The sequence below is a fragment of the Shewanella colwelliana ATCC 39565 genome, from assembly GCF_000518705.1.
Lineage (GTDB): Bacteria > Pseudomonadota > Gammaproteobacteria > Enterobacterales > Shewanellaceae > Shewanella > Shewanella colwelliana.
In genome coordinates, this window is record NZ_KI912479.1 from 430,778 (window position 1) to 442,719 (window position 11,942).

At 41.6% G+C, this 11,942-nt stretch carries 6 protein-coding genes; 2 read left to right on the top strand and 4 right to left on the bottom strand.

Annotation, left to right across the window (positions count from 1 at the left end; all coding sequences use genetic code 11):
• Positions 1-8 precede the first annotated feature (8 nt).
• A complete protein-coding gene (gene ccoN, locus L876_RS0118210) occupies positions 9-1,436 on the bottom strand; it encodes a cytochrome-c oxidase, cbb3-type subunit I (RefSeq protein ID WP_028765106.1) in 1,428 nt (475 codons plus the stop codon).
• 264 nt (positions 1,437-1,700) lie between these two features.
• Between ccoN and L876_RS0118215 the strand changes: the two genes are divergently transcribed.
• Positions 1,701-2,177: a hypothetical protein gene (locus tag L876_RS0118215; protein WP_028765107.1), complete on the top strand. Its 477-nt coding sequence runs from the start codon at positions 1,701-1,703 to the stop codon at positions 2,175-2,177.
• A 48-nt stretch (positions 2,178-2,225) separates the two neighbouring features.
• Here the strand turns inward: L876_RS0118215 and L876_RS0118220 are convergent, their stop codons facing one another.
• Positions 2,226-3,797, bottom strand: a complete 1,572-nt coding sequence (locus L876_RS0118220; protein WP_028765108.1) for a DUF3369 domain-containing protein — start codon at positions 3,795-3,797, stop codon at positions 2,226-2,228.
• A gap of 534 nt (positions 3,798-4,331) precedes the next feature.
• Here L876_RS0118220 and L876_RS0118225 point away from each other — a divergent pair.
• Positions 4,332-5,651, top strand: a complete 1,320-nt coding sequence (locus tag L876_RS0118225) for a tyrosine-type recombinase/integrase (RefSeq protein ID WP_037429196.1) — start codon at positions 4,332-4,334, stop codon at positions 5,649-5,651.
• Positions 5,652-7,367: 1,716 nt separating this feature from the next.
• Here the strand turns inward: L876_RS0118225 and L876_RS0118235 are convergent.
• Both L876_RS0118235 and L876_RS0118240 read right to left on the bottom strand, forming a co-directional pair.
• Positions 7,368-10,622: a type I restriction endonuclease subunit R gene (locus tag L876_RS0118235; protein ID WP_028765111.1), complete on the bottom strand. Its 3,255-nt coding sequence runs from the start codon at positions 10,620-10,622 to the stop codon at positions 7,368-7,370.
• Positions 10,619-11,917 carry an FRG domain-containing protein gene (locus L876_RS0118240; RefSeq protein ID WP_028765112.1) on the bottom strand — a complete coding sequence of 433 codons (1,299 nt, stop codon included), beginning with the start codon at positions 11,915-11,917 and terminating at the stop codon, positions 10,619-10,621. The genes L876_RS0118235 and L876_RS0118240 overlap by 4 nt, the downstream gene beginning before the upstream one ends.
• Positions 11,918-11,942: the final 25 nt, after the last annotated feature.

The following is an 11,942-nucleotide window of genomic DNA, read 5'->3' on the forward strand; positions in this document are numbered from 1 at the left end:
TCTACCCCTTATGCTTCAGCAAGTGCTGGCAAAGACTCTTTTGGTGCTTTAACTGTCTTGATAACGTTGAATGCCATGATCAGCATACCAGTTACGAAGAAACAGCCACCAAGGAATCGGACGAAGTAGAATGGGTATGAGGCTTCAATACTTTCTACAAAGCTGTAGGTCAAAGTACCGTCAGAGTTAACTGCACGCCACATTAGGCCCTGCATAACACCAGAAATCCACATAGAGACGATATACAAAACTGTACCAATAGTCGCCAACCAGAAATGGACGTTAACTAGGTTAGTGCTGTACATACGTCCATGTCCGTATAGAACAGGGATCAAGTGGTAAAGCGAACCGATAGAGACCATAGCAACCCACCCTAGTGCACCAGAGTGAACGTGACCAACTGTCCAGTCAGTGTAGTGAGATAGGGCGTTTACAGTTTTGATGGCCATCATTGGGCCTTCGAAGGTAGACATACCGTAGAAAGACAATGAAACAACAAGGAAACGAAGTACTGGGTCGGTTCTTAGCTTATGCCAAGCACCAGACAAGGTCATAATACCGTTGATCATTCCACCCCATGAAGGAGCGAATAGGATTAGCGACATCACCATACCAAGAGATTGAGTCCAATCAGGTAGTGCAGTGTAGTGCAAATGGTGAGGACCAGCCCAGATGTATAGCGCAATCAATGCCCAAAAGTGGACAATTGACAAACGGTAAGAATAAACAGGGCGACCAGCTTGCTTAGGTACAAAGTAGTACATCATACCAAGGAAGCCTGCTGTCAGTAGGAAACCTACTGCATTATGGCCATACCACCATTGAACCATGGCATCGACTGCACCAGCATATAGAGAGTAAGACTTCCATAAGCTGACAGGAACTGCCATAGAGTTAACGATGTGTAATACTGCTACCGTAATAATAAAGGCGCCGAAGAACCAGTTCGCTACATAGATATGTGACGTTGTTCTTTTAATTATGGTGCCAAAAAACACCACGGCATAGGCTACCCAAACGATAGTAATGGCGATATCGATTGGCCATTCTAGTTCAGCGTACTCTTTACCACTGGTAATACCTAGTGGAAGTGTTAATACTGCTGAAAGAATGATGGCTTGCCAACCCCAGAAGGTAAATGCAGCTATTCTAGGTGCAAATAGACGGGTTTGACAGGTACGCTGGACGATATAGTAGGATGTTGCGAAAAGTGCTGAAGTACCAAACGCGAAAATCACGGCATTAGTGTGCAGAGGTCTAAGACGACTGTACGTTAACCATGGAGTATCGAAGTTTAGTTGTGGCCAGATTAACTGGGCCGCGATCAATACACCAACTGTCATACCAATGATTCCCCACAAAACTGTGGTTAATGCAAATTGGCGGACAACAGTGTAATTGTAATCAGCGCCTTGAGGCTGGGAATGGTTCATCATATTGCTTCCACTGCTTATTACTTATACTTATTGTTTGAGCAAAGTAACACTTTACCCGGTAAAATGACGTCAAAGGCTTGTTTCCCTACGAAACAAAGTTGATCGTGTCAATGTGTTACACAACGTTAACGCAAATTAATGTTGAGCAACGCAATGATACTTGAGCAATATCAAAAAAGATAGGAATTATGCGGCCTGTAATATTGATCCAGATCAAAGTTGATATATAGAATGTAAACAGATTGATTCAGAAGGTTAAAATTTGTGCTAGTAAAAAAAATATCAAGTATATTCAAGGCTATTATCGGTATTGCTGTCATTATTGGCGTGAATGGCTGTAAACCGCCCGTCGATGACGGTGATCAACAGGCTAAACCAATATTTGTTAAGGATGTTAGCCTGTGTGATTTTTATGAAGGAATTTGTATAGTTAACGTCGGCGAAGATGCGTTGACTCTCAATATTACCCCCGCTAATACGCCAAGCGAAAAGCCGCTATCTGTCAGTGTAAACTTACCTGAGTCCGCCGTATTAATAAGCGCTAGAGTAGAGGGGAGAGATATGTTTATGGGTATTATCCCACTAAATCTTTCTCAAACAGCCAAAACCGAATATAAAGCAACTCTGATTTACGGTTCTTGTAGCAGCAATTACATGGTATGGCGGATGTTCGTTACCTATAGAAACAAGGGGGTAGAACAGACTGCAATGTTTGATTTTCTTGCCGATAATGACATTTAGTCAGAATATTTGAGTCATTAGCGTTATCGTTAATGACTCATTATCGACTCAACTATCGTCTGACAGTTCAACGCGCACCTTATTGAATATATCGATATTGTCGATAAATAGCTGAGCCAATGCTGGGTCAAAATGGCTACCCGAACTTTGACGGATCTCCTCAACAACATCTTCTATTGGCCAAGCTGGTTTGTAACATCGAGCGTGAGAAAGTGCGTCAAATACATCTGCTATCGCAACAATCCGAGCAAAGATATGGATCTGCTCACCACGTAAGCCAGATGGGTAACCTGAACCGTCAAACTTCTCATGGTGTTGCAGTGATATCGTCGCCGCGGCATTTAAAATGGGTCGTTCAGAATTGCCCAGTATTTGATGACCTATTGCAGGATGCTGACGCATGATTGCCCACTCTTCATCGTTAAGCTTACCAGGCTTAAGCAACACAGCATCAGGTGTAGCGATTTTACCAATGTCGTGCATTGGAGAGGCGTGTTTGATTAAATCGGCCTGTTGCTCGCCCAGACCAGCAAGCAGCGCCAGTTGGTAGCTGTATTCTGCCATCCGTTTAACATGGTTAGCAGCTTCCTTTGAACGGCTTTCTACCACATCACCTAAACGAAAAATCAGCTCTGATTGCGTGTCTTCTAACTCCTTATTAAGCAGCAAGTTCTCAAAAGCGACGCCAACATTCACCGCAAATATGTCGATAAGTTTCTTATCAAGGTCGCTAATGGTGTGGATGTTATCCATATAGAGGAGGTTTATCCAACCACTTTTGGCAGGAAAGTAACCCACGAAAATATCCTCTTCATAGAGGCAACGTTTTTCGTTTAACGCCTGTTTTAACAATCTCTCTATCGCATTGGGTATTGGTTTATCTTGATGGCCTGCGAACTGACCGGTACCAGCTAAAATATGTAGCCGATCAGTATTAACCACCTCACTCATTGCATCTATCGCATTGCAGCTTAAAATGAGTGTTTCATTGTCAAGGTTTAGCAGGTTTGCGACCTGGGTGAGCAGCCCGTCTGCAAAATTATGTAGGGTTCTGAGTTCAAACAGGCCAGAGGTGGCTTTGACGACTCGCTCTAGTCCTTCGCGATATTTGATTTGTGCAACCTTCGCTTGCTCAATTTCCATAATATCTCGGTATGAGCGCAGCGCTGAGTAAACGCTGGTGATGAGCTTTCTCGAATCAAGTTCGGCTTTTGCTTTGTAATCATTGATATCGTAATTAACAATGACATCTTCCTCTGGAGCTTGGCCTGGTTGGCCAGTACGCAGAATCAATCGAATTGATTTGTTTTTATTCTCCTCTCTTATCCAACGCACTAACTCTAGGCCGGCATGATCGCTTTCCATTACTACATCAACGAAGGCCATGGCTACGTTATTTTCTTTTGATAATATTGTTTTAGCTTCCTCACCGCTGTAGGCGTTTATAAATTCTATAGGTCGGTTGTCTAATCGAAAACGAGATAGCGCTAGTTTAGTCACAGTATGAACATCGGGTTCATCATCTACTATCAGTATGCGCCAAGCTGGACCTGAGTCTTTTTCTGGCTCTTTTTTACGGCCAGCGAAAAGTGGGCTCTTTTTTGCCATATCTATCAGCATTCGACTTCCTCAAGCAGGTTTAATAAATAAAATCCCTATCAATTATTGTAGAACACCAAAAAATTTTAACAGGCGTTTGTCGATGAAATATCTGATTTTTGTTGGCCAAACGCTAAATTCATCAGATTTATCTAATTCTTTTTCCTAAAGACCATATTTATGTAAGGGTTATAAACTGGTTTGTACACATTGAACTATTGCTGCCATTATCGATCACTGGATGGGATATTTGGCTGTTGTTATGGAGGGCTTAAAAAGGACTTGGACAGACTAGTTGGTGTCTATTTCATCGATTAACACTATTACGTAATGACAACATTTATAGGTATAATCATTTAGTTGCCGCAACTATTGGCTAATGATTTCAATTAAATTAATGGTGACATTTATCGCTAAACAAAGTGACGCGCAGTGCGGTGACACTGATTAATGGTTTCCTTTTGGACTTTATAAGCGGTGACCCAAGCCTAGAGCCGATTTGACCCGTACGCGTATCCTCCGCAGAACAAAGCCGTTAGAAACATAAGGCCTCCGATGAAGAATAGTGCTCAATCTGTTCAGTTAAACTTACCAGCGGTTATGCCGTTATTTGAAGCTCGAGAATATGTAGAGCAGGGCAATGCTATTGTTAACCAGTACATTACTCAGATAAGTATAAGTCGTGTTACAGATGCAGGGTTAGTCTACGAATTAGCCAACGATCTGCTATTTTCCCAGCGTGATAATGAAAACAGCTATAAAAGCTATCGAAGCGAGTTAACCTGCTTCTTGCATTGGTGTTTTGATGTAGCAAAATTATCTCCATCAGTCGTGTCTCGACGAGATATCGACAAATTTGTCGCATATTGCCAATCTCCACCAGCCAATCTTATCGGTGATCATAATGTTGCCCAATTTAAGTTAGATAAGTTGCTTGGCGAACGAGTTCCTAATCCAAAGTGGCTACCGTTCGTCGGCAAAAAACAATTTGGTGATAGGGTGCCTTATCAGTTAAGTGATAATGCTTTGAAAACAAAGATGGCTATCTTGTCATCTTTTTATGGTTTTTTGATGGCGGAGGACTATTGCGAACGAAACCCTTCACAAGCGTGGCTGAATCATTCACGCTTTGCGCATAAACATAAGTACCAGGTATCTGAAGACGATAGCGCCAGCCAGGCATTTTCCGAATTGCAATGGTCCTATGTTTTGGAAACGGTTGAAAAGTTAGCAAAGCAAGAACCTGCATCATTTCAACGCAGTGTTTTTTTAATTAAGCTTATGTATGGCTGCTATTTGCGGATCTCTGACGTTAGCGCTAGAGCAGGGTACACGCCAATAATGGGGCAGTTTATTCAAAATGTCCAAACGGGAATTTGGAGTTTCCATATTCCCAAAAGCAAAGGCGGTAAGCGTCGGGTGATACCTATATCTAATGCGATACTTGATGCATTGAAACATTACCGACGTTTTCTTAACTTGAGTGAATTACCTTCATATAAAGAGCAAACACCCCTATTTGTAAGGCATAGAGCGGCTGGTCGCGGAAGGGAAGTTGGTCTTGTCAATGCAAACCTTGGCATTAGGCAAGTACGCGATGATGTACAAAAGATCATTGATCTTGCGGCAAACAGTGCTGAACAAGATGGCATGATTCAAGATGCTATATCAATGAGGCAGTTAAGCGCGCACAGTATTAGGCACACAGGTATTACCCATGATATCAATCTTCATGGGAGGCCATTATCACATGTTCAAGCCGATGCCGGGCATGAAAGTATTGATACAACGTCTCAATACCTACACACGACGCAAGCCGAGCGCCATCAAAGTAAAGTCAACAAACCATTAGATAACCTAGCGGGAATCGAATGAAGTCAGTGAGGGGATCATAATGTTTGAAGATCTATATTATTAACAATAACCCTTACACGTACCTAGCTTTTATCGGGTTATGATGACCGGGCGACTATTTTTTATTCTATGATGAGTAAATGCCGATAAGTATCATTATCGGCATTTGAACACAAAGTAATGAGCATCTATTAGTGCAATGCTCTTGCATATATCTAGATGACACAATAACACCATACAAGTTATCGTTTTAGTACTGTAATGCCATTTGCACTGTTACATAGTGACTATTACCATCGCCCGATTAGATAAATGCAAGCCAACTTTGACGTAGATTTCTAGCTATCAGGACGAATGCTTTGACCTTAAGACGCGTTACATTATTTAGGGGTCGTCCGTTAACTCTGTACAGAAAGGAGTAATTAAACTCCTCAATTAAGTCCTCAACTAGGTAGCTAACATGTTTACCTAACCACCATGTTAAAAAGCCAAAGACGCTGAAGCATCCTAAGCTGGATAACTATGGATAATAATTTGTCTAAGATACTAAGTGAAGTATGAAAAGTAACAGATATTAGGCGTCGCTACGCTCACGAAATTTAAGTTGTCGGGTAGTTAGTTGTCAGATTTCGCGTAGCGACGCGCATAAAGCGCCCACAATGATAGAAATCGCGTTTTGCATCAGCATATTTCGAGAGCGTAAATAGACAATGTTATCTAGAGTTTGTAAATATAGAGTTTGCCGTCATTCAGTCTATTACCAGATGGATACTTAGTGTTATTGGATGAGTTGCTATAAAAGGTAGAGTCAGTTGATCATTACAGGTCAATGCCAATGGATCACAAAAGGGCTTTCGGTGCGACAGATGGTATGTAATGCATCTTGATAGAAGCAATTGCTAAAGCGGCTGAAAGCAGTGTTATACAAAATGTTAGTTGCAACGCGGACGATGACGTTGGAATTAGCAGCCATACCATAATGATGGCATTGTCGAGATTCCATATTGTCATTGTATCGGCACCTCTTTATCCTCATACGCATAAGTGCGCACAATGTATATTATGTTAAATAGTGTTTATGTAAGATATTGATTCTGCTAGATTTGTAAAGTTTCACTTAATTTCAGAATCTGAATCAAGAAGCAATTCAAGCTGTGACAGTCAATAGCCTCTCTGCCTTAGTCCAGATTGTTTAAATGATGAAAGGCAATTGAATTGATTAAAGATTAGGCGTCGCTACGTGCATGAAATCATTGATACCATACGATTGCCCAGTAGAATGTGCGCAGCGTTATGACAGCCTCTTTGGCAAATGCGTCAAATTCAATTTGGATAGAATTGTTGATAGTGATAAAAATGCAGCGGGCATGTACTTTTCTGCTCTGGTTTTCTATATCAGCGGTCTGATTACCTATAAATATGTGATTATTCCAGAATGAAAGGTATGGAAAGCCTCTAGAACAGTAAAGTTGGCCGCAACTTTTAGGTCCAATGGGTTCAGGTTGGTATCTATACGAAGTTATAGTACTGTCGCAAAGAATAGACACTAGTACGCTTTGACATTAGTCAGTTAAGTCCCCTAACCCATTTTGGGACAATTATTGCTTAGATATAAAACTCTAACTTGTTCCATTTTGATTACTTTCTTTAACCCTAAGTAGTAACTATTTGGTTTCTCATTAAAGAAATTATGCATAAATATACAAAAGGCAAGGTTGAGACGCCTTGCCTTTATCGTTACCTATACCAGTCATCAGCGAGTACTTCAGCTTGCTCTAAAACAAGCTTAATCGCAGCTTCTGCGGCGTCAGGTGGATACTTCCAGCGACGCAGCAGACGACGAACTAAATTACGCATGCGTGCTCGAACGCTATCACGCTTTTGCCAGTCTACCGTAGCCGACTTACGCAGCTGCTGAGTTAACTCGATAGCTAAACCACGCAAACTATCATCACCCAGTTCTCGCACTGAAGCTTCGTTCATGACCAGTGCTCGATAAAAAGCAATTTCATCAGGAGATAGATTTAGACCTTCTGCCATCTCTGCATCATCAGCCATCTCTTTCGCCCATTTGATTAGCTCTTCAATAACCTGAGCTGTTTCAATACTGCGATTATGATATTTTTGCAGTGTTGTCATGATGCGATCAGAATACTTCTTCTCTTGTACCACATCATTCTTCATCCGCGTTTTAACTTCATCACGCAGCAACTTCTCTAGTAACTCAACGGCAAGGTTCTTCTCTTTCATGTTCTTCACATCTTCCAAGAACTCTTCAGAGAGCAAACCAATATTAGGTTTATCTAACCCCACCATATTAAAGATGTCATCAACACCATCAGCAATAATCGCGTTATCTAATATCTGCTTTAATGCTGTGTTACGTTCTTCATCACTGCGTTTTTTATCAACTGTTGAGTGTTTAATATAAGCGGTTTTAATCGCAGAGTAGAAGGCTATTTCGTTTTTATAACCTTGGGTTTCATCCATGGTATTGCATAGAGAAAACGCTTTAGTCATTGCCGCCATTACATCCAAGAAGCGCCGTTTACCATCACGTACTTCTTCACCTTTACTATTGCGATGAGATAAACCTGATAAATGGTTTACTGCCCCAGGCAACAGACGCAGTGCATTCGTTTCAAACTCTGGTCGGTAGTTAAATACTGCACCATCAACTGGCGTGGCAAACATACCTCTCACAATATCAATTTTTTCCATTAATACTGAGAACGCTTCCGCTGTATCAACTGTTGGTTGCCCTTTACCTTGGCTATTGGTATAGGTTTTAAGGGCATTTTTTAGCTCATTGGCAATACCGATATAATCAACCACTAAACCGCCCGGCTTATCTCTAAACACACGGTTTACGCGTGCAATAGCCTGCATCAAATTGTGCCCCTTCATCGGCTTATCGATATACATGGTATGACAACATGGCGCATCAAAGCCTGTTAGCCACATATCACGCACAATCACCAATTGAAGTTCGTCATGGGTATCTTTATAGCGTTTTTCAAACAGCTTTTTGGTCTTCTTATCATGAATATGAGGCTGCATCTTCTCTTTGTCAGAGGCGCTGCCCGTCATCACGATTTTGATTGCGCCTTTATCGGGATCGGGGTGATGCCATTCAGGCTTTATTGCGACAATAGCATTGTAAAGATCGACACAGATCTCACGGCTCATCGCTACAATCATGGCTTTGCCGGGAAACGTCTCGCTGCGAGTGCTAAAATGGTTTACCAAATCGAAAGCGACTTGCTGAATACGAGGCTCAGCACCAACGAGCTTTTCTAGTGTTGCCCATTGTGATTTGATTTTCTCGCGGCTCGCGGTCTCTTCTTCCTCACCAATTTCATCTTCAACTTGGTCGTTAAGTTCTTCAATCTCTGCTTGATTGATATCAAGCTTAGCTAAACGAGATTCATAGTAGATTGGTACTGTGGCACCATCATCAACCGCATCTTGAATATCATAAACTGAGACATATTCGCCAAACACACCACGTGTATCTTTATCATCCATGGCAATCGGAGTGCCAGTGAAGCCAATGAATGAAGCATTAGGTAAAGCATCGCGCATGTATTTCGAGTAGCCAAATACATACTTAGAGCCGGTCACATTACCATTAGCATCTTTGACTTCGACTAACTTCGACTTATTACCATATTGGCTCCGGTGCGCTTCGTCAGACACAACTACAATGTTGGCACGCGTTGACAAGATAGGATGCTCAATTTCATCATCTAATAATGCAAACTTTTGAATGGTGGTAAAAATGATCCCACCCGATTGACGATTTAACAGTAATTGACGCAACAAGTCTCGACCATCTGCCTGTTGTGGGATCTGCTTTAATGTCTCCTGAGCCATACCGAATGTATTATAAAGCTGACCGTCAAGATCATTACGGTCTGTCACCACCACAATAGTTGGGTTATTCATTGCAGGCTGTTGCAGCAGCTTACTGGCGTAGCACACCATCGAGATACTCTTACCACTGCCCTGAGTATGCCAAACCACTCCAGCCTTACCGCTACCCGCTTTAATCTTATCTAAGCCTTTCGTCGCTTGAACCTGATATTTGCCTATACTCTCAGCAACCATAGGTAAATCGCTATCTGCTTGCTTAGCTTTAACGGTCGCTTCTACCGCAGCACGTACAGCATGAAACTGGTGATAGCCAGCTATCTTCTTAATGATGTTGTCGTTATCAATCTCAAAAAGAATAAAGTAACGAATATAATCAAGTAGCAAATCTGGTTTGAAGAAACCACGCACCATAGTTTCTAGTTGAAACTCCAGCAAGGGTTTATCGTCTTCGCCGGTTACTGTTTTCCATGGAAGGAAACGCTCTTTATTCGCCGTCAATGAGCCAACACGGGCAGTCCAACCATCACTTACAATCAATGCTTCATTAAAAACAAATAGATCAGAGATTTCATCTTTATAGGTTTGCAATTGATTGTACGCATTCCAGATATCTGCATGATCATCGGCCGGATTTTTTAATTCGATAACTGAAACGGGCAAACCATTAATAAACACCACCACATCGGGGCGACGGTTTCCCTTTTTGCCTGTAATGGTGAACTGATTAACAACAAGAAACTCATTATTATCTGGATGGCTAAAATCCATCAAACGCGCATGAGTGTGCTTAGTTTTAGTTTCCCCATCTTCATACACGCTGTACTCAACAGGAACGCCCTCAATCAAGTATTTGTGGAAAGCTCGATTGCTCTTAATCAGAACCGGAGTATCTGGTGTACTTACCGTATTCACTACCACTGCCAAGCTTTCTTGAGGTAGCTCTGGATTCAATACTTCTATGCGTTCAAGTAAACGCTGTTTCAACACCACCTGATGGTAATCATCACGCTCAGGAGCCTCGCCATCGGGAGCGATGTCGTAACCGTTTTTATAAAGGTAACCTTGGCTAGTAAACCAATCAAGGCATTGTTGTTCTAGTTGGTCTTCTGTAATCATTCTCCGCCCTCATCGCTCTTACAGGCTTCCCTATCAACTTCTTCACTTTTATCAGCAGCCATTTTGATCAAGTTCTCTGCCGCATCATTTAAATAGTCATCTGGGAATTTATGTTTTCTCAAAGCCCTACGTACAACATTTCTGAGTCGAGCTAAAATTGATTCTTTTTTATACCAATCAACACCCGCCTTTTCATTTATAAAGGAGAGTAATTCATCAACGACATACATTAAATCCTTTGGAATAACACTTTTATAAATAGAATCATGAATAATTAGTGCATCCAGCAAAGCACCTTTTACATTTGCCTTATCCAAGCGATGTTTTTTATTACTTTCTGATTTTTCAGATGATTGTTCTTCAGATTCAGTAGATATAAGCGAATTTGCAGGTTCTGAGTACAATAAATGCTTCGAGGCTCCCAATATGGCGTCTCGAATTAAGTCATTACAATAGCCTGATGCGCCAATTAGGTCAGGAAATAAACTGGCATGATGAATATTCATTTTTCGAAGTTTTTTCAAACAAGCCTGTCTAGTGTCTGGCTTATTTGGAATGTGTATTCTGCAAATATATTTTGCTACTTCCGTAACATCATCGATATCCACACCAGAGTCAGCTAAATGCTTCTCAAGCGATGACTCCAAAATCTCACCATAAGGCGCAAAACTAAATAAGCCAGCTTGGTTAACTAAGCGCCCATGGTCATCAATGGAAGGTTCGACAATTTGCAATTGCTCGCCAGCTTGGGTAACGTCTTCGCCATCTATCAGATCTTGAATGAATGACTTGTTTAAAATGAATACGGTTCGGCTATAATTGTTAAGTTCCCCAGTGTCACCATCGAGCCATGTAGGATCATCTGCGCCTTCAAAAGCAAAAAACAATGCAACATACGGGGACAAACTCCAGTCTAAAAGCGGAGTTGCCAATCCATGGTGCTGCCCGAGTGCCCAAAGCTCCGAGTCGCTGTTTAAAACACTTTTATCTTGTAGTCGACCACGTGTCGAAAGCTTAAAATTTCTCAGTTGCTTTGTGGCAATATCTTCTGTTACTGCTCCTTGCACTAGTCGATCTAATGTAGGCTCTAGTTGCCACTTGTAGTGCTTCTGCCCGCGGAATACATAATTACCTTCATGGTCGTTATCGCAATAAAAACGGACAACACGATCATAGTCTTCCCACAACTCAATTCGGGCAGAAGGTATAAGACCGTCAACCGTTTTATCAAAAATATCAAACTCTGGCCACATAGGCAGGTTAAGATAATATTTCTTCTCGACAGAACCAGACATACTTAATCCTTACCTAACTCGATTT

Coding starts and splice junctions, on each gene's coding strand:
- L876_RS0118220 (WP_028765108.1), bottom strand. CDS start 3,797: ATGCTGATAGATATGGCAAAAAAGAGCCCACTTTTCGCTGGCCGTAAA.
- L876_RS0118235 (WP_028765111.1), bottom strand. CDS start 10,622: ATGATTACAGAAGACCAACTAGAACAACAATGCCTTGATTGGTTTACT.
- ccoN (WP_028765106.1), bottom strand. CDS start 1,436: ATGATGAACCATTCCCAGCCTCAAGGCGCTGATTACAATTACACTGTT.
- L876_RS0118240 (WP_028765112.1), bottom strand. CDS start 11,917: ATGTCTGGTTCTGTCGAGAAGAAATATTATCTTAACCTGCCTATGTGG.
- L876_RS0118225 (WP_037429196.1), top strand. CDS start 4,332: ATGAAGAATAGTGCTCAATCTGTTCAGTTAAACTTACCAGCGGTTATG.